Here is an 18,570-nt window from a genome sequence, read left to right as displayed (position 1 = left end):
CACGCCGAACCAGCCCACGTAGAGGCGGTTGTTGGTGGAGGTGACCCACTCGCAGAACTGCTGCCAGCTGGAGGCGCCGGAGCGCTGCTGGAGAGTGGTGGTCATGAGAACGGTTGGTTGTGCCCCAAGGGGCGGTATGAAGAGCCGTGCTGGACGGCTCAACGAATGTAACGCATTGTTTCTCGCCCATGAAGGCGGGATTGCCGAACGGCCCATCAGCCCTGGCGATGGCAGTGATCAGCTGGGCTGATCTCCAAGTGTTTGCAGCGGTTCTGGGTGCCTGGCCCGGGAAAGCTGTCGACGGCCAGGGCCTGCTCAGCCGGCCCCGGTGAAGCTGGCAGGTGAGGGAGAGGGGTTCAGGGAATCGGCAACTCCCCATGGGCGCCAGCCAGGATGACGTCGACGGCGGCCCATGGTCGAAGGACTGATCTCCCCTGGCGCGCGTGATGAAGCCATCGGCAGAGACAAGGCAAGCTCTACCGAAACCAACCGTAGTCGGCTGCCAGAGCATGCTCCCGAAGCAGGCCTCTCGATTCACAATCTGGGCCAAGGGCCGCAAAGGTTGTGGCTACCAGAAGAAGCGATAGAACAGCAACGAGTGGCACCTTCACGGACTTCTCTTGCGACGTTCGAAAGGTCTCCATGACACGCTTCACATCGGCCGCCGGTTGGGGAGTGCAGGGCACCTCGTCGACACCTTCCCGGGTCCTGCGGCAGTCTTCCTCGATCCTCTGCTTCAAGAAATCCCAGCCATGATCGCTTAATGCCCACTGTTTCCAGCGGAGCAACTCCTGCAAGGCAGCAATCTGTTCCTGCTCCTTCCAACGTGAACCAGAGAGAAGATCCTGCTGGCGCAGGAAGAGCATGACCAGCTGGTCCGTATTCGGCATTGAATCTGGATTCAATCGGCGCTCGCAAAGCAAGGCCTTGGTCGTCGAATCAAGAGCCGATCGAGGTCCAGTGATCATGTCTCAGCGATGGTTGCCTGGGTCGCCCCTGGAATTCCTTCACCATCGCCGTGGAAGGTCACCTGCTGGATCCCCCATTCGAGGGATTTTCACCAGCTCGGGCTGATGCCTGAAAGCGAAGGGCCCTCTGTTACAGAATCCCGGAGTCCTGCATGGCAGCTTCCAGGCTGATCAGACCAGCAGCGATCGACCTGACGACAGCCTTGGTTCGATTGTCCACCCCAAGCTTCTGGTAGATGTGCTTGACGTGGGTCTTCACCGTTTCAGGACTCACCACCAGACGTTTGCTGATCTGCTGGTCAGTCAGCCCGAGCATCAAGCCATTCAACACGTTGCGTTCTCGCTCTGTCAGGGGCTCCACGGGTTGATGGTGAACACCTTGTGTCTGAAGCTCCTGCGCGACGATCTTCGGGTAGTAGATGCCGCCTCCAGCGATCACCCGCAGGGCCGGCATGAACCGCCCCGACTCGAAGCAAATACCGTCACAGCCTCTTGCCAGTGCCTCGCGCACCAGATGAGGATGGGAGTCGTCAGCAACGAGCAGGGTCTTGATGGAACTGTCGATGGCCTCTGCTCGAGCCACAAGGGAAAGCCCTGTACCCTGCTGCAGCTGCTGACTGGCCACAAGCAGGGTTGGTCTGTGCTGACGCACGAGCTCAAAGGCTTCGTCCTCACCGGTAGCGGCACCGACAAGACTCCTTTGAACTGGCGTGATGCACATGAAAGCTCCCAGCCACTTCATGTGCTCCAGGCAGGCCACAGTTCTGTGGGCGGCCAGCAACTCCCCGAGCTCCTCGACGAGGGCTGGGATGGTGGGGATCAGCTCCGTCAGGTCCATAGCATGCTGGAGATCTGCTCAATATCGCCTGGGCTTCCAGGGCACAGAGTCCCAATTTGAAGCAAGACTAGATGTTGTTTGCCACCAGGTGTAAGCCTGTCTGCAGCTTCGCGAGCCACTGTTGGAGGTCGAGGCCAGCCAGACCCGAGTGGCACGGGTGGCCCTTCTCGTTCAGCAGGCGAGCCTGCAACAGCCGACTGCGAGCAGCTGAGGCTTGGCAGTCCATTCAAGCCCAGACGGTGGGTAGCCGTGACGAACGTTCTGATCGGCACCTAGAGCAACCCATTACGTCGCCTCAGGGTGAAGCACCAGTGCCTGAGCTCCGGGCACAGAACCGAGGAAGCCGCTTGGTAAGCATTGCTGCGGTGCAAGGCAGCTCGTTACATGGTCACCATGGCAGCCAAGGATTGTTCGTGAAAACGCCTGGATGTGCAGGGAGCTAAGCGTTTCAAATCAGGGAGGTTGCCACACCTCCGGCGATGGTCAGGATTCCATCTTTGAAGTTGAAGAGTCCTCCATCAACGCCTCCGATCCTCTCGAAACTTTTGGTCTTCATGACTCGTCCGTCGCCGACAAAGCCGATACGACCACGATCAAGCCGGTAGACACCATCACCCAAAAGGACCTTATCACTACCACGGCCTCCCAGAAAGACACCCACAACGCTCCGATTTCCCTTGCCACTCTCAGAAACAAATCCAATCAAGGTGTCATTACCGCGCCCAAGAGAGGCCTTGCCTTGGCCAGAAAACCCACCAACGAAGGCATCCAAGACATCGTTGCCATCTCCAGTGGCGATAAGACCAGAGTTCCGGATACCGAAGACAGCACCAGCCCCCGTCACAACATCACGTCCAGATCCTGTTTTCAGCGAGCCATCATTGGCGATGCCAAACAAATAACCATCCCCCCTGACTACATCAGCCCCAGAACGCGTCTCAATGACGCCATCAATGTTATTGGAGATGCCCGAATACACCGAAGACTCGCCGACTACGCTGTCGTCTCCGTCCCCTGTAATGATCTCTCCACCTGCATTCACGATCCCGCTTTTAGTCCATTCCTCCTCAGCCTGCTCCCTGGGATAATTGTTATCAGCCACGCCAAGGATCTCATCGTCACCTAAACCCGACCGTATTGAGCCATGATTAAGGATACCCCCTCTACCATAGGCCCTGATTGTGTCGTTGCCTGGTCCCGCATTGATTTCACCCCAGTTTGCAATACTGCGAGGGCCGGCCACAGAATCAGGGGGATTCGTGCCTTCCAGTAAATCATTTCCTCGTCCAGCGGAGATGATGCCACCGTTGCAGATGCCACACCCCATAGCGTTGCCTCTGATGATGTCATTCCCTCTAAGAGCATCAACCTTGCGCACCCCGAGCACCCAGCCATTGACCAGGGATTCGGCCGTGTCGCTTTGCGGCGTAAATGGAAACTGAGCTAAATTGGCCATGGCCAGTCACCCTCCTCTCCTCACCATCAGCTTAGAAACACCCAAACAAGTCCCCACCCAGAGGCCATAGATTGGGACAGTTCGCAGCAGAATTTAATGGGCTTCTGTGTAGGAGAAGGGACTAGACAGAATGCCCTCGGTGTCCAGTCACTCCTGGCCTCTGCAGTGCCGAACAGTCGAGGCACCCCAGGTTGCTACGGCTGATCAGGGAGCATGAGGCCGACTCGGCGCGGACTACCCACCGCATGACCTGAAGCCGATCCGTCGGGTGCTCTGGGCCAGGCCGCAGAACAGCAGACGCCTGAGCCCACCTGCTGCCAGGTGATCGGCCATCCTGGGCGCTGTGACGGTGTCGGCAACCACGTTGAACCCAAGGCCGCGATCTCAGCAGCAGTCAGCCGTTCCTTCCAGGCTTCCTGGGCTGGGCAGCTGGGTGGCCATGGGCCTCGGGCTTGTGCTGTTCGGCTGCGCGGGAGTGGGCGGACATGCGGACTCCGATGCCCAGCGGGCACGCGATGTGGGGCGCCGCTATGGGATCTTCCAGGCAAGCCAATTCCCCGAGGTGCCCGACCTGCTGGTGGAGGACGTACAGCAGCACCGCGCGGAGGGCAAAGCCATCGTGCTGGTGGATGTGCGGGAACCACGGGAGCGGGCGGTGTCCACCCTGCCCGGGGCAATCAGCGTGGAGCAGTTCGAGCGGCAGAAGGAGAGATACCGCTCCAGCCTGGTGGTGCCCTACTGCACCATCGGACTACGCAGCGGCCTCTACGGGCGTCAGTTGATCCAGCAGGGATTCCGCACCCGCAATCTGAAGGGAAGCGTGCTGGCCTGGGCCCATGCCGGACTGGCGTTGGAACACGGGGGGCGAGCCACCCGTCGCGTCCACGTCTACAGCCGTGGGTGGAATCTCCTGCCCAGGGGCTATGAGGCGGTGTACGACTGAATTTCGACTGCAGACCTCGAGCCGAAGGGGTCTGAACGATCTGCTCCAGTGTGGCTGGAGAGGTCAGCTGGTTCAGCTCCGAAAGCGATCAGCTCCTCTGACTGGGGTTTGACAGCGTGCGTTGGAGCCGGCTGGGAGTGAGATGATCTGGGGCCATACCGATGGCAACGCAGGGGTTCCCCGCCGATCACAAGGACAAAGCGACGGGCTGATCCAGATCCGGTGCTCACGGGGTGGACGTGTTGTACAGACGCGCCACTTCAATAGAACGACGCAGCTCTGCCATCCTGAGCAGACGCTGGTAGGTCTCAAGTGGTAGTTCATCGCGGGCCACCTGCTGAAAGAACCACGCCAGATCGGGCAGCCAGTTGTGGATCAGGGTGTCCTTGGGCTCTTCCATCAGTGGCGGATGCAGCTGTGGGTCCCGCTGTGCGTCCCATTGATGCTGTGGCGCGTCCCACCCCAGCCGGGCCTTGACTTCCCTGAAGAGTTCTGTGAGGTCGGACTCCTTTTCCACTGCACTGGCCAGCAGGGGCCATGCATGGGACGTGCCCGTTCGCTTGATCTGCTCTTCGACTTCGATGCGCTGAGCCTTGGCATCCGCAACTGCCCAACCAAGCTCTCCGTACAGCACCATCAGTTGCTTCTCCGGCAGAGCGGCCAAGATGGAAGCACTGACGGTGCGGTTGAGCTTCTTGCTCTCATACACAAGAGGCTCAGTACAAGGGGAGGCGGCTTGCCCAGAGGGTTGGTCCTTCGGCATGTGTTCCGTTCGAGTCATAGCGGCCGGCCCTGGCAGAAGTTGGCATCGGGTCGGATCAACAGGGCCTGGGGAGGCTGAAGAAATCGATGCACACGCGGTGAGACGTCGTTCATCTATCGCTGTGATCCTAGGCTTGGCCATGGGGCCGCGCAGCTCCGTGGTGTCGGCGCGACTGGCGGATTACCTCCGAAGAAGCAGGGTTGGTGCCCGGGGCATTCTGGGAACTCCTGTGGAACAAGCAGACGAGGTAACAGGCTCAGGAGGTGGGACGCAGGATGGATCCGGGTCGATGACGCAGCGGCCGCAGCGCCTGGTGGGTCATCGGCATCTGGCGAGGCGAGGTCGATCGCATCGGCAGGGATGACTCCCAGGTGATCAGGGCACCAATCACGAACTCTTGGAGGTTGTGTGCAGCAGGCCCCACCCCTATCCCCCAGGGTGGGCCAAGCCTGAGCAGCAGGGCCATGACGAGCGACAAGGCGCTCTCAAATCGTGAGCACGATCAGGCCCGGGAGCTGATGGGGAGGCCAAGTGGGCAGGGTCGGGGTGCTGCTGAGGAGCTCGGCTGCTGCGGCTGAATTCACCAGGCCGCCAGGCGAGCGGGGGGTGGCAGGGTCTCGTGACGGCGGGCCCAGGGCCAGCGAACAGCGACAAGATCTGGGTCCGACAGCTGGGCTGCTGCCCATGCGTGGCTGGCACCCCCAGGGATCAGGTGGCACAGTCTGGGGAGCATGGGACGAGGAAGGAGCGTGGGCTGGGGGTAGGGGGGAGAGCACCTCAACGCCCACCGAGCGCCTCAGAGAGCTGAAAGCTCTGACAGCTTCAATCCAACGATCCAACATGAGCATCAGTCCTCGCGGAATCACCAACCCGAAGTTCGCCAAGAATCTCTGGAATTTTTCTGGAAGAGATGGGGTCGTTGAGTATTGGATCAGCCGCAAAGGGAAAGGAAGACGCCAGTCAGTCTCGGGGGAAGAGGCAGGCTTCTTGCGAGAGAACTTTCGCTTTCTTGATCAACTCACAGGGCTTAGCTTCGTTGAACAGAAAAGTCGATCAAAAGCAGATATTCGCATCACAAGTCGAAAAAGAATCAGAAACTTCGACGGGCTTACAGTAAGGCGCAATGGCTGGTTTGATGTTTACTGGCAAAACAAGTCTGGAGGACAGATAACAGACCTCGAGAAATGGACCATTCGGCACGAGATTGGCCATGCCATTGGGCTGGACCACCCCTTCGGCAATGGCGCCAATCTCAAATACAACACTGATGACACCATCATGTCGTACATATGGACAGGCAGCACCGACTACACCTCATCGGACAGAGCCGCACTGACGGCACTGTGGGGAGGATGATCCTCAAGGAAGTCCCTCAAGGCAAGTGGAATCCATGCCACAGTTATCATCAGGGATACTGCTCCGACGGCACGGAACGAATGCGTAAAACTTCGTGAGGCCATTGGCGGCTGAGGGGTCTCAAGGCGCCAAGCAGGGGGGGGGGGGAAGGACGTTTCGGCAACAGCCTTGTCCCAGCAGCAGCACCGGGCGAACCGCCTGCCGACGGTACCTCCATGGATTCAGGGAAAGCTCGAAGCGGCGACAGCTCCCCCAGCCTGGCGGAAGAGCTGCGATCGAGCTCATGGGCCCTGACACCAACCTGCAACGGAGCATCACCTCCAGAGCACGCGGTTCTGTGTGCCGGAGCCGGTGGAGATCAACGCGATCCTCGCTGCTGAGGGGAGCCCCAGGGAGCTGCGCCACCTTGATGCAGAAGAGGCACTTGCGGAGCTGGCGCACATCGGGGTCTGCACCCTGGTGCGCTCTGACCAGGCGTCAGGTGAAGGTGGGTGTGCTCATGAATGGGCCGTGTGATGGTCATGGCGTACCCCGTAGCGCAATGGCATCAGAATGGCGGAACCCCCTCTAGGCTGATACAAGCCGATTGAGATCCATGCCGCCGCTTCATGCCCTGCATCGACCAATTCTGAAGCTGATTGGCCTGCTTGCAGCTGCTCTGTCTGTCCTGCTGATCAATGTCACCGCGGCCTACGCCATGGTTCTCGAAATGCAGCTCACCGTTGCACCTCAGGACAGGGCAAGATTGGAAACATCGATGGCTGAGATTCACGACTTCTTTGAGCAGCAGCCTGGCTTCGTCAGAGCTGAGCTGAGTGAGGCCCCGGGTGGTGGCTACCACCTGGAGGAGGAATGGTCGAGTTTGATGAGCTATCAGGAGGCCATCCAGCAACCCGCCTTCAAAGAGCTCGTCGATGCGGTGCCGGGCTCCAGCAATTGGCGTGCCGAATCGCTGATGAACTGACGGGGCCAGCACGGGCGGGATGGAAGCCGCCCCGGCGCATGCCAAGCCACGGCAGCGTGAAGTGTATTGGGTGATTAGAGCTGGCAAACAAAAAGCAGACGTGGAGGGGTAGGGGGCGGATGGGGCCGTTGCCGGCAACCCTGACCCGACTACTTGCTGAGTGCCTTCCAGATCCACCAGAGAACCAGAACCAACAGAACCCAGGGGACAAGGGCCCTGAAGACCAGCAGTGTCAGCAGAATGACCGTCGCGGAAACAGCGGTTCGCTTGGTTAGCGCTTTTGCCTCATCGGTCATGTAGCGCCAACGAGGAACCAGGGGCATCGGGAGCATTCCATTGACCGCCAATTCAGCCTACCGCCAGGAGCTGGGGCGGAACAGCTGAACCGGACGAATCGGCGGACATCCAGGGATCGGGCAGGTGGAACAAATCGGGGGTGGTCAGGGAGCTTGGATCGGCTGGACCAGAGAGGATCCCCGCTCTCCTCTCCATAGCGCTGGCCGTGACCCGTGACGGCAGGCCGCACGGGGCAGGCGCGATCAACCTGGTCCTGAAGGCCCGCCCCCTGGCGAGCCAGGCGCTCACCCTCCCGGGTGTAGAAGGGAACGCCGCGCTGGCTTCGGTACAGCACAGGCTGTGTGCGCTGCAGCTCCTGTTCGGCCAGCTCCCGGCAGCGGATGTAGGCCGCGTAGTCCAGCGTTGCAGCGCTGGGCGGTGCCGTCTCCAGGGCGTTGGCTGCCGAGGCCAGCACCTCCTCCCGCGGGCACAGTCGCTGCCGGACCCGATGCAGCAGGGCAATCTCCGCCTGCATCGCTTCGCGGAGCACCTGGTCGCGACGGTCGCGGAGAGCGTGGCAGTCGGAGGTGGGCAACGCCGCGCCCATCAGCAGGGCAGCGACGGGCAGCAGCGGCCAGGGGGGGATCCGGGGAGGCATCAGGAGCACTCAGGGAGAAGCTGGCCTGAACCCGCTGGAGACCGAAGCGCTCAGCGCACGGCTTGTGGGAAGCAGGCCGAAGTGCACAACAGGACTGCACAAGAAAAGGCTCAAAAGGATGGCCGCCCAGTGCTGCATGTGCGAGAGTCTGCGCAGACAGATCCGAGTAGAGATGGCTGGTCAGAGTGATAAGAGCGAGACTACATCACTGTTGACTGATTCAGCCCATGGGCCCGCTACGCCCACTCAGCCGCCAACGCACAGCAGCCAAAGGGGCATGGGAGATGGGCCTGAATCCAAGCCAGGGGATCCGCCGCGCCACTCCGGTCCCCTGGCGCGCCTCGATCCAAGGCGCATCAGCCGAAGTATCCGATTTCAACTGACCGGCCGGATTCTCCTGGCCTTGGTTCCCTTCCTGGGCCTGAGCTATGTTCTGGCCAATTATTATGTTTCAAGAGGTCTCACACGTGTTGCCGAGGAACGGCTGGAAACGGAAGCAAGGCTGATTTCCAATGGAATCCGCGAATGGGGACAGGAGACCAACTTCAGCCTGGCTGTACTGAGCAAAGCCATCGCCGAAGATGTGAGCAACCGCAGGGTTGAAAAGCTGCAAACGGTGGTGGATGCCCTGGGGGAAAGCTATCCATATCGTCACTGGGCCGTGTTCTCGGCGGGTCCATCACCCAAACTGCTGGCCGGCAGTGACGAGATCACCAAGCGAGCGGAAATCAAGGCCAAGGTGGAAGAAAGCCTGCAGGGGCGAGAGTCGTTTGAAAAGGTCATGCGAGGGGAATATAGCTATACGGTCGAAAGGTTCTTCCACGGGAAGACCGTATGCATGACCACCGGCTACCCGATTTATTCGACGCCTTCAGGATCCACTGGTTCAACTCCGACTACCGAGGCACCTGTTGGGGCGATTTACTCCTGCCTGCCACTGCAATTCCTCTCGGATGAGGCGGGCCTGAAGCAGGTGCTCACGGACAGCCAGTCGGTGATCTCAGGGGCAAAGGGAACGCAGCAGGCCCTGGACGAGATCGGCACATCGCGAACGATTGACAGCTCGTTCATGCTGATCAGCAAGACCGGAGACATCATCTACCCCGTTACAACGGATGCCAGCAAGGTCTTTTCAAAGCAGGACTATCTGAAAGGAGTCTGGGCGCCCCTGTTTCTCCAGCCGAAGTGGCCGCCCTACATCACGTCTGGAAAGGTCGAATCAGTGCTGGATCACGTGACGATCAACGGCCAGCCCTATTTTGTGAGCATCAACAATGCTGATGAGACATGGACTGCGGTGATGGTCCTGAATCAGCACGTGGTCTTTGCTGAGCGGGACCGGCTGATGCATCTGCTGGCGGCCCTGGGGATGGGTGGCCTGCTGCTTTCCTGCGTGGTCATCTATCAGCAGTGCGATCGCATCATCAAACCGTTAAGAAAAGCAGAAGCAGCCCTGCAATTGATCAGTGACGGCAATTTTGAGACCAGAATTGAACATGATCGTGATGATGAGCTTGGCGTATTACTGGATAACGTGAACCGCACGTCCAGCCAGCTCAAGATCTTCCTCGCCGAGGAGAAGAAGGGAGCCGTGACCCGCAGACAACTGCAGACCGCACGCGAGATTCAGAAAGACTTTCTGATCAAAAAGATCCCCGAGCCTGAAGGGATGGAAATCCAGGCTGTGTCGTATCCAGCCCAGGAGATTGGCGCCGACTGGTATGACGGGATATCCATCAACAATGTGACCTATCTCGTTGTCGCCGATGTCTGCGACAAGGGAATTCCATCAGCGCTTTACATGTCGGTCTTCCGCTCGCTGCTGCGCTACAGCCTGTTGCGGGAGCACGACAGTTCAGATCCCAAGACCATCATGTTGGAGACGATGAAGGAAGTGAACGACTACATGGCCAGGAACCACCAGGATTCGATGATGTTCGCCACCGTCTTTCTGGCGGCGCTCTGTCCGAGTCGGAGGGAATTCCACTACGTCTCGGCGGGCCATGAACCGTGCATCATTCAGCGGGGAGCTGAGCAGATTCTGCTGGAGGCTACCGGGCCAGCCGTGGGGATCTTCACGACCGCCAGCTACACCGCGGGTTCGGTGGACCTGAGGGGGGGTGAGTATCTGGTTGCCTACAGCGACGGGCTGGTCGACGCCCACTCACCCACAGGCGAGGGTTGGGGCCGCCCAGCGCTGCTGAACCATCTGCAGACCATCAGCCCACAGGATCTATCAGCCATGGGCTTGCTGAGCTCACTGGTGGAAACGGTGAACCAGCACACCAGCGGCACCGAACCCTTCGACGACCTCACCCTGATGGTGGTGCATGTCCAGGAGGCTGCCCAGGCGTCCTGAAGTCAGGCAACACTGCGCAGGCCTGGATCAGAGGCCCACACGGCATGGATTCATGCCCACCAATCCACCGGGCAGCACAGGGACAGCTGTGGCATGTCCCAGGCTTGGCCACAACAAACGCGCGCGCAAAGAGCTGGAGCTCGACCTGAGCAGCCCCATCCACTAGAGACGTAAGAAGTTTTACCCATCAGCCCAAAGCTTAAGAAATACCGAACAAGATGAGTTGGTAAGACTACCTAGGAAGCAATACATAGGCCACTTATCTGTAAAGAACGGTGTGCCGGTCGTGCATCTGTCACAAGCCCGCCTAGACCAAAGGTATGTAGCGGATGACACACCATGGCTTCATCCAACGGCAGCGCCGGCCGCAAAGGGCCTTTTGGCGCTCTCGAGCCCAACTCCCCCCTGGGCACCAGCCACTGGCCCAGCTTCCGTGCCGGACTGCTCCAGTGGATGACCAGCCGGGGACAGGCGGCTGAGCATCTGGACGAGCATCTGCCGCTCGAGCAGCCGCATCAACCTCCACCCGAGCAAGCAGCACAGCGAACCGGCAGCAGTCCTGTGGCTGCGCCACTGCTGGACAGTGACGCCTGGAGCAGCTTCCGGGATGACCTGCTGAGCTCACTCGGCGAAAGACTCCACGGGAAAGGAGTGTCCAAGGACAAGGTCGATGAGCACTACGTAGGTGAGCGCCCGGATGGGCCCCCTGCCTCAGACGACGAGGGCGCTCTGCAGAGCATGGAATCGGCGGGGCTGACCGCCGCAGGGGATGGCCCGACGGTGAGCACCGACAAGGCCGACTACAAGCCGGGCGAGGAGGTGACGATCACGGCCTCAGGCTTCTCGAGCGGTGCCACGGTGCAGTTCTCCCTGGCGGATGATCCCGCCGATCCGGGCGCCGACGGCGATGCCGACGACTACGGCAGCTTCCTGGTGACCGATGGCGGCGCCGGCGATCTGGACGGAATGGTCAACGGCACGGTGGTGACCAGCTGGACGGTGCCCAGCGATGACGACGGCAGTGGCAGCGGCCCTCCTGATGCGCTCAATGCCACGGTGGATCTGAGTGCCCAGGCGGTGGAGGCCGGCCCGGACGGCGAGTTCGGCACGGCCGACGACCTAGCCATGGGTCCGATGGCCACCACAAGCTTCACCGACAGCACCACGCTTTCGCCGGGTAGCAGCACCGTCTACGACGAGACAGCAGGGCTGCAGAACGCCATCACCAACGCCCCCGATCCAGATAACAACAATGCGCCCAGTCAGCTAGACAACGACATTCTGCTGACACAGCTACCTGGTGGTTTCTCCAGTCTGCTCACTGGACTGCGCGCTTTCAACACCAACCCAGCGAATGGGTATGTCACGGGTGCCGCATTGAGCGGCTACACGGGAGCCAACAACAACTCGGGGTCCAACGCCGTCAATATCACGACAGATGGCGCAATCAATAACCTGGCATTCACCTATGCCGGCAGCACAGCATTCGATGCCTACGCCGACACTCCAACAGACGGGAAGCCAAGTGGACTCACAACAATTGACGATGAAGACGTCTACCTGTTCCGCTCTGCAAGCGATGACAATATCGTTCTGGGCTATGACACCAGTGGCCAACTGGTATTAGGCCTGTACCTAGAGCCCAGTACTGGGGGAGCAAAGATCTGGTCGGTTTTCTACGAAGCCATCAAACATACTTCCCCGAGCTCAGACGACAATGTTGAGAGTATCGACAATCTTTATGTCAGCGTCTACACCGCTAGCGACTTTGACCTCGACACCCTTGCGGCCGGACAGAACAACTGGAACGCCTTTGGGGACGCCACCCATCAGATCATCGTCATTGCGGATGAAGCCTGGACGCATGGACAGACCATCAACACCAGCCATGGCGGCGGTAGTACAACCATCGCCAACACAAACCAGCTGATTGAGGGAATTGATCCCGGCAAGGACACCGACGGAGAAGCGGTGGTCTTCACCTTTGCCCAGAACTCTCCGGGACTGCTGACGGCCGACAAGAGCACCTTCACAGGGATCACTCCAACAGCCTTGTTCGGCGCCAATCAAGTCAGTTGGTCCATCTCCCAAACCCAAGGTGGAGGGGACTATGCCGTTGCCACGATCAAAGCTCTCTATACGGATCCAACAGCGCTGCAGTTAGGAGATGAATTCGCCAAGGATGTCGACAGGATCGAGTCTCCCAATGACGATCTCACCAGAACAATCACCGAGGTAACCATCACCGACGGGAAGGGGAATGTCCTCCTAACCGCAACGGGTGGCATCGACGCCTCCACATCCCGCACGATTGGCAAGGGCGGAAACCAGAAGACATTCACACTTGAGATTGACTTCCAGGGAGATATTGTCGAAATCACTGGGCTTCAGGCCAAAGACCAGATTACCTACTTCACCCCGCAGGACTCCAATCGTACAGTACTCCAGAACACAGGTATTTCAGGAGAGACGCTGGATTGGGATATTGGCGGATTCAATATTCTCGATGCCGGTGTCTTTTCGCAACAGGTAACAGTCCAAGTGGAAGATGACGGGCCCGGCACCATGGCCGCCGAGGCAGATGCCATCGTCGAGGATGAGGAAATCTCCCCGGGCATCGACGAGGCCAACGATGCCGGTGGTGGCGTCGACTACGGCAGCGTCGTCAACGGCGATGTCTCCGACAACGGCAGCTGGGGCGCCGATGAGTTCGACGAACTGACCCAGGTCCAGATCTCCGGCCAATCCCCCGTCGCTCTCACAGGCAGCTCCGTCACCCTCCACTGGGCCCAGGACGGCAGCTACCAGGGCACCGATGACACCGATGCCGCCGCCTCCCTGCTCGTCAACGCCGACGGCTCCTACACCTACACACTCATCGATAACCTCCTCCTCGGCGTCGACGACCAGGGCGAGCAGATCGACACCCTCGCCAGCGTCACCTTCACAGGCAAGGACAACGACGGTGATCTCGCCACCATCGCCCTCACACTCAAGGACAAGGACGACATCCCCGGTGTCATGGACGCCGAGGCCGTTGCGATTGTCGAGGATGAGGAAATCTCCCCGGGCATCGACGAGGCCAACGATGCCGGTGGTGGCGTCGACTACGGCAGCGTCGTCAGCGGCGATGTCTCCGACAACGGCAACTGGGGCGCCGACGAGTTCGACGAACTGACCCAGGTCCAGGTCTCTGGACAGTCCGCTGTCGCCGTTCCCACAGGCAGTTCCGTCACCCTCTACTGGAACCAGACCGGTACGTACCAGGGAACGAGCAACGTGGATGCGGCGGCCTCGCTGCTGGTGAACGCCGACGGCAGCTACACGTACACGCTGCTGGACAACCTGCTGTTGGGCGTGGATGTGCAGGGTGAACAGATCAACACCCTGGCGACGGTGACGTTCACCGGCAAGGACAACGACGGAGATCTGGCGACGATCAATCTGACGCTGCAGGACAAGGACGACATCCCCGGTGTCATGGACGCCGAGGCCGTTGCGATTGTCGAGGATGAGGAAATCTCCCCGGGCATCGACGAGGCCAACGATGCCGGTGGTGGCGTCGACTACGGCAGCGTCGTCAGCGGCGATGTCTCCGACAACGGCAACTGGGGCGCCGACGAGTTCGACGAACTGACCCAGGTCCAGGTCTCTGGACAGTCCGCTGTCGCCGTTCCCACAGGCAGTTCCGTCACCCTCTACTGGAACCAGACCGGTACGTACCAGGGAACGAGCAACGTGGATGCGGCGGCCTCGCTGCTGGTGAACGCCGACGGCAGCTACACGTACACGCTGCTGGACAACCTGCTGTTGGGCGTGGATGTGCAGGGTGAACAGATCAACACCCTGGCGACGGTGACGTTCACCGGCAAGGACAACGACGGAGATCTGGCGACGATCAATCTGACGCTGCAGGACAAGGACGACATCCCCGAGATCGACATAGCTCCCGTTCCAGATACAGACCCAACAATCGGAACAGGCCTCTGGACCTATTCAGGGGCATTTGAGTACTCCATTGGGGCCGACAATAGAAGCTCTTATTCTGCCTTGAATAGCGATTTCGCCAATCTGTCTCTATCTGGCGATGCCAACGGTGAGGACAATCCGGTAAGCAATCCGAGCATTACCTGGAACTCCGAAGACGCCACTACAGCCGTCTTTGACGTGAGTTTCGGCTACGATCACGACAGGGATGCGAACACGCCAGATCAGACAGTCACTGGGACTTTGACATTTTACAAGGCCGACAACGCTAACGTAGACCTCAGAAACACCTATACGCTTGCATTTGATGCACTCACTACGATCCAAGATTTTACATTGAGCGGCGGGACGGGATATGACTCGTACCCCTTGAACGAGCTTGATCCTCACAACGGCCCTCAACCCGTTGCGACTGGGGAGCTGGGGAAGGATTTCTGGATCCAGATCACAGGATTCAACTCCCCACTCTATGCCGTAGACCCAGAGGAAACAGGAGATCCGGCCACCATCGTGGACAACAAGGCATATCTAGCTGGCGAGCTGATTACTGGCGACCAAGACAGTGTCACCCTTTCCAGCACGGCTTTGGGGGTTTCGGGCAACACCATCCAAGCGGGAGAAGCCGCGAACATCCGTTTCTACTCAGACAATACTTTTGGATATACTGACCTCTCTCTACCGGGAGCCCCAACTGCAGAGGAGAAGTACATCAGCGACTTCTGGATCAAGTTTGACTTGTTTGAAACCGAGGTCGACGATCTGATTATAAACCTCGAATTGGTTGATCGCACTGATTCATCTATCACAACCACGCGAGCAATCTACGTGGATCAGGGCGACTTATTCGAAAATGACGACTACGCCAGCCTTGAGGGAACGCGCTATGAGGAACTCGTAACCAACGATCCCGCCGACCCAAGCGACGCCTATTTGGACAACAACGACGCCCTGCTGATCATCGAGAGCAATGACTACAACATTGCAGCTGACGACGATTGGCTCATCAAGTCCATTCAGATCCTCAACAGCGATGATGGCCTAAGCGGCTCGGCCATCAACCTCAATCCCGATGTCGGCACGGGGACTGTCGGAGCAAGCAGCTATAGTAGTGAGCCTGTCGATGGATTGGTGGGGCCAGGCAACACCATTGAGGAGGACAACAGCACAGGCCCGATCAAGATCATCGACGCCGGATTCAGCAGCACGGAAACAACACCCCCCTCGCTTGACCTGGACATCACATTCAATGTGGTGGATGCAGACGGAGACCTGACAGCCGAGCAGACCATTGCAGTCGACTATCCACCTCCTGAGTCTCTCCTCGCGCCAACCACAACAACACTCTCAACCACCCAGCTGCTCAGCACGGAAGACCCGCTCACCGGCAACGCCATCACCCTGAAAACCACCACGGAAACCAAGAGCAGTACCTCCAGCACCCCAACCGATCCCATCACCGGCCTGGCCAGCACGGGAGGCACCACCACCCCAACCGACACCACCACGTCGGCACCCATCACCGCTACGGATCCCACCAGTACCGATCCGCTCTCCCCATCCCCCAGTCAGGAGACCGAGCCCCTGATCAGCGGCAGCGATCCCACAAACACCGAACCCCTCAACGATCCCGCCGCCCTCACCTCCTCCACCCTCACCAGCTCCCCGCCGACCTCCTACACAACCGACCCCTTCACCACCACCTACGACCCCATGAGTTCCGGCATGGAGCAACTACTCAGCTGACTCCACAACCACAATCAGCAACCCGCAGGGCTGACGGCAACGTCAGCCCTTTTTCATGGCCAGCAGCACAGCCCCGCTCAGTCCTCCCAGGTCTTGAGCAGCCACAGCAGTTCGCCGGCATCCCAGCCGCAGCGATCGAAGTTCCGCACCGCCAGCGCGTCGTCCGCCGCCAGCAGCCGCTGGGCGTAGTGCTTCACGATCGCGGCCGGCCTGAGCTCAAAGCCCGCCTCGGCGGCCGCCTCACTCACCGCAGCTGCCGTGGTGGCCAGCCGCAGCGTGCGCTGCAGGGTTTCGTCCTGGCGCACCCGCTCCACGAACGCCTCGATCGAATCCGCCACCGAGCCTGCTCTGAGAATCTTCCGGAAAGCTAGGCAACGCGCCAGCTCCGAGCCACGCCACGCCCCAGCCCAGCCCAGCCCCGAGCAGAATCCCCCGATGGAGCTGCATGCCGATCGCACCCAGCGGGTCGCCCTGGGCACCACCACCCTCCCCTGGACCCCCTCGCCCCTGCCCGGGGTGGAGCGGCGCCTGCTCGATCGCCTCGGCGGCGAAGTGGCCCGGGCCACCTCAATCGTGCGCTACGCCCCCGGCAGCCGCTTCGATCGGCACAGCCATGGCGGCGGCGAGGAGATCCTCGTGCTCGAGGGCACCTTCTCCGATGAGCACGGCGACCACCCGGCCGGCACCTACCTGCGCAACCCGGCCGGCAGCAGCCATGCCCCGTTCAGCAGCGGCGGCTGCACGATCCTGGTGAAGCTGCACCAGATGCACCCCGCCGATCAGCAGACCGTGGTGCTCGACACCCGCCGCGGCGGCTGGGTGCCGGGCCTGGTGCCGGGGCTGTCGGTGCTGCCGCTGCATGCCTTCGGCTCGGAACATGTGGCCCTGGTGCGCTGGGCGCCCGGCACGGTGTTCCAGCCCCACGGCCACCCCGGCGGCGAGGAGATCTATGTGCTCGAGGGGGTGTTCCAGGACGAGCAGGGCACCTACCCGGCCGGCAGCTGGCTGCGCAATCCCCCCGGCAGCGCTCACCGTCCCTGGAGTGAGGCGGGCTGCACGATCTGGGTCAAGACCGGCCACCTGCCCTCCACCCTCGGGCCGGACGGCACACCCGGAGGCCCGCCCGAGGGTTGAGGCGTGCAGCGCATCCAGGGCTCGACCTGGAACGGGGCGTAGGGGGAAGCGGAGACAGCCATGACACGAGAACCAGTACGCCTGTACTAGCCGCGGCGCTGGGGCCTGTCAACTCCCTGCTCACCCGGCGCCAGGCCGCTGGCCGGTGTCCAGCCAGGCCGCGAGACTCGCTCCGCCAGCCCGATGCCCCCATGGAGGATCTCGACGCCTTTCTGCGCTGGCAGGCCGGACCCCTGCTCGAGAGCCGCCTGCGCAGCGCCTACGCCGAGTGGCTGGTGCATCGCGCCCTCGGCCGCGACCCGGGCGACCATCGGCGCGGTGACGGGCTGCTGAGCCTCGAAGGCGGCAGGCGCAGCCTGGCGGTGTCCTCGGCCGCCTTCCTCACGGCCCCCCACCAGGACACCCCGGCTGCGGTCAGCTTTTCACTCGAGCAGCGGGAGGCCCACCGGGACATCACCGCCTGGGTGTTCTGCCTGCTGGCGGAGCAGGATCCGCTCCGGGTCGCTCCGCAGGATCCGAACCAGTGGCGCTTCTGGGTGGTCCCCAGCCAGCGGCTGCACCCCGACCGACGCTCGATCGGCCTGCAGCCGCTGCGCCGGGCGTTCGGCGATGGCCACGGCTACGGGGCCTTGCCGCAGCTGCTCGCCTCCTGCAGCATGGGCGTCCGCTGACAGTCGTGACCAAACCATGACTGGCTGTCAATCCGGCGCAACAGTCCGTTACGTTGTGAGTTGTCCGACGGCCCATCACCCCAACGTCCCCGGATTCAGTCCCTCCTCCGCCAGGGCTAATCCGTTCACCCTTCAGCCAACTGCGCCATGAACCTCGAACAAGGCCAGATGGTCCGGCTCGAAACCAGCCCCGACCATGCCTACCAGGTGCTCAGCATCGACCAGGACTCCGACAGTTGCTGGGTGCGTCGCTGGCCCCTCTCCCGGAACGGCTCCCCGGCCTTCGCCGTGTCCCTCCAGCAGGTGAGCGCCATGGATCTGGCCCCGTCCTGATCCCTGCGGCCCATCTCCACTACCCCAGAACACCAGGAGATAACCCGATGATCCCGATCCGCTTCATGATCACGTCCCGCCTGCTCAACTGCGCGGTGCGCTTCGCCCTGATCGGCGCCTG

Annotated in this window: 14 protein-coding genes; 8 read left to right on the top strand and 6 right to left on the bottom strand. The window is 60.8% G+C overall.

From position 1 onward, the window contains the following. Positions 1 to 476 precede the first annotated feature (476 nt). The 3 genes from ACLD7X_RS05100 to ACLD7X_RS05090 all read right to left on the bottom strand — a co-directional run bounded on the left by ACLD7X_RS05100 (position 477) and on the right by ACLD7X_RS05090 (position 3,262). Positions 477 to 866, bottom strand: coding sequence for a hypothetical protein (locus ACLD7X_RS05100; RefSeq protein ID WP_412006898.1), 390 nt, complete (start codon positions 864 to 866; stop codon positions 477 to 479). Positions 867 to 1,098: 232 nt separating this feature from the next. Further along, complete coding sequence (locus ACLD7X_RS05095) at positions 1,099 to 1,806, bottom strand: LuxR C-terminal-related transcriptional regulator (RefSeq protein WP_411422416.1); 708 nt, start codon at positions 1,804 to 1,806, stop codon at positions 1,099 to 1,101. Positions 1,807 to 2,254: 448 nt separating this feature from the next. After that, positions 2,255 to 3,262: a hypothetical protein gene (locus tag ACLD7X_RS05090; RefSeq protein ID WP_411422415.1), complete on the bottom strand. Its 1,008-nt coding sequence runs from the start codon at positions 3,260 to 3,262 to the stop codon at positions 2,255 to 2,257. A 439-nt stretch (positions 3,263 to 3,701) separates the two neighbouring features. On the opposite strand from ACLD7X_RS05090, the gene ACLD7X_RS05085 reads away from it, so the two are divergent. Beyond that, positions 3,702 to 4,205, top strand: coding sequence for a rhodanese-like domain-containing protein (locus ACLD7X_RS05085; protein ID WP_411422414.1), 504 nt, complete (start codon positions 3,702 to 3,704; stop codon positions 4,203 to 4,205). Between the two features lie 226 nt (positions 4,206 to 4,431). On the opposite strand, the gene ACLD7X_RS05080 is transcribed toward ACLD7X_RS05085, so the two are convergent. Beyond that, complete coding sequence (locus ACLD7X_RS05080; RefSeq protein WP_412006897.1) at positions 4,432 to 4,914, bottom strand: hypothetical protein; 483 nt, start codon at positions 4,912 to 4,914, stop codon at positions 4,432 to 4,434. 894 nt (positions 4,915 to 5,808) lie between these two features. Here ACLD7X_RS05080 and ACLD7X_RS05075 point away from each other — a divergent pair. Both ACLD7X_RS05075 and ACLD7X_RS05070 read left to right on the top strand, forming a co-directional pair. Next, entirely contained in the window at positions 5,809 to 6,324 is a 516-nt protein-coding gene (locus ACLD7X_RS05075; protein WP_411422411.1) for a zinc metalloprotease, read from the top strand. Positions 6,325 to 6,919: 595 nt separating this feature from the next. After that, positions 6,920 to 7,288, top strand: coding sequence for an antibiotic biosynthesis monooxygenase family protein (locus ACLD7X_RS05070; protein WP_411422410.1), 369 nt, complete (start codon positions 6,920 to 6,922; stop codon positions 7,286 to 7,288). 292 nt (positions 7,289 to 7,580) lie between these two features. Here ACLD7X_RS05070 and ACLD7X_RS05065 read toward each other — a convergent pair whose 3' ends face one another. Beyond that, the gene (locus tag ACLD7X_RS05065) at positions 7,581 to 8,222 is read right to left on the bottom strand and encodes a hypothetical protein (RefSeq protein ID WP_411422409.1); all 642 of its coding nucleotides are present in this window, start codon (positions 8,220 to 8,222) and stop codon (positions 7,581 to 7,583) included. Between the two features lie 403 nt (positions 8,223 to 8,625). On the opposite strand from ACLD7X_RS05065, the gene ACLD7X_RS05060 reads away from it, so the two are divergent. Both ACLD7X_RS05060 and ACLD7X_RS05055 read left to right on the top strand, forming a co-directional pair. Further along, complete coding sequence (locus ACLD7X_RS05060) at positions 8,626 to 10,581, top strand: PP2C family protein-serine/threonine phosphatase (protein WP_411422408.1); 1,956 nt, start codon at positions 8,626 to 8,628, stop codon at positions 10,579 to 10,581. Positions 10,582 to 10,920: 339 nt separating this feature from the next. Beyond that, entirely contained in the window at positions 10,921 to 16,311 is a 5,391-nt protein-coding gene (locus tag ACLD7X_RS05055; RefSeq protein WP_411422407.1) for a beta strand repeat-containing protein, read from the top strand. Between the two features lie 77 nt (positions 16,312 to 16,388). On the opposite strand, the gene ACLD7X_RS05050 is transcribed toward ACLD7X_RS05055, so the two are convergent. Further along, positions 16,389 to 16,649 carry a Nif11-like leader peptide family RiPP precursor gene (locus ACLD7X_RS05050; RefSeq protein ID WP_412006896.1) on the bottom strand — a complete coding sequence of 87 codons (261 nt, stop codon included), beginning with the start codon at positions 16,647 to 16,649 and terminating at the stop codon, positions 16,389 to 16,391. 97 nt (positions 16,650 to 16,746) lie between these two features. On the opposite strand from ACLD7X_RS05050, the gene ACLD7X_RS05045 reads away from it, so the two are divergent. The 3 genes from ACLD7X_RS05045 to ACLD7X_RS05035 all read left to right on the top strand — a co-directional run bounded on the left by ACLD7X_RS05045 (position 16,747) and on the right by ACLD7X_RS05035 (position 18,449). Beyond that, positions 16,747 to 17,445 carry a cupin domain-containing protein gene (locus tag ACLD7X_RS05045; RefSeq protein WP_411422420.1) on the top strand — a complete coding sequence of 233 codons (699 nt, stop codon included), beginning with the start codon at positions 16,747 to 16,749 and terminating at the stop codon, positions 17,443 to 17,445. A 191-nt stretch (positions 17,446 to 17,636) separates the two neighbouring features. After that, positions 17,637 to 18,116 (top strand): hypothetical protein, encoded by a 480-nt coding sequence (locus ACLD7X_RS05040; protein ID WP_412006895.1) that lies wholly within the window; start codon positions 17,637 to 17,639, stop codon positions 18,114 to 18,116. Between the two features lie 147 nt (positions 18,117 to 18,263). Further along, positions 18,264 to 18,449 (top strand): hypothetical protein, encoded by a 186-nt coding sequence (locus tag ACLD7X_RS05035; RefSeq protein WP_411422405.1) that lies wholly within the window; start codon positions 18,264 to 18,266, stop codon positions 18,447 to 18,449. The last annotated feature ends 121 nt before the right edge of the window (positions 18,450 to 18,570 follow it).

Source organism: Aphanothece microscopica RSMan92 (genome assembly GCF_046613545.2).
In the GTDB taxonomy this organism is placed as follows: Bacteria; Cyanobacteriota; Cyanobacteriia; order PCC-6307; family Cyanobiaceae; genus NIES-981.
Note: the sequence above shows the minus strand (reverse complement) of the source record. Positions and strands in the feature narration are given on the sequence as shown.

Excerpts from the sequence above, each read along its gene's own strand:
- ACLD7X_RS05040 (WP_412006895.1), top strand. The coding sequence starts at position 17,637 with ATGGAGGATCTCGACGCCTTTCTGCGCTGGCAGGCCGGACCCCTGCTC.
- ACLD7X_RS05095 (WP_411422416.1), bottom strand. The coding sequence starts at position 1,806 with ATGGACCTGACGGAGCTGATCCCCACCATCCCAGCCCTCGTCGAGGAG.
- ACLD7X_RS05035 (WP_411422405.1), top strand. The coding sequence starts at position 18,264 with ATGAACCTCGAACAAGGCCAGATGGTCCGGCTCGAAACCAGCCCCGAC.
- ACLD7X_RS05065 (WP_411422409.1), bottom strand. The coding sequence starts at position 8,222 with ATGCCTCCCCGGATCCCCCCCTGGCCGCTGCTGCCCGTCGCTGCCCTG.
- ACLD7X_RS05085 (WP_411422414.1), top strand. The coding sequence starts at position 3,702 with ATGGGCCTCGGGCTTGTGCTGTTCGGCTGCGCGGGAGTGGGCGGACAT.
- ACLD7X_RS05045 (WP_411422420.1), top strand. The coding sequence starts at position 16,747 with ATGGAGCTGCATGCCGATCGCACCCAGCGGGTCGCCCTGGGCACCACC.
- ACLD7X_RS05100 (WP_412006898.1), bottom strand. The coding sequence starts at position 866 with ATGCTCTTCCTGCGCCAGCAGGATCTTCTCTCTGGTTCACGTTGGAAG.
- ACLD7X_RS05070 (WP_411422410.1), top strand. The coding sequence starts at position 6,920 with ATGCCGCCGCTTCATGCCCTGCATCGACCAATTCTGAAGCTGATTGGC.
- ACLD7X_RS05055 (WP_411422407.1), top strand. The coding sequence starts at position 10,921 with ATGGCTTCATCCAACGGCAGCGCCGGCCGCAAAGGGCCTTTTGGCGCT.
- ACLD7X_RS05075 (WP_411422411.1), top strand. The coding sequence starts at position 5,809 with ATGAGCATCAGTCCTCGCGGAATCACCAACCCGAAGTTCGCCAAGAAT.
- ACLD7X_RS05090 (WP_411422415.1), bottom strand. The coding sequence starts at position 3,262 with ATGGCCAATTTAGCTCAGTTTCCATTTACGCCGCAAAGCGACACGGCC.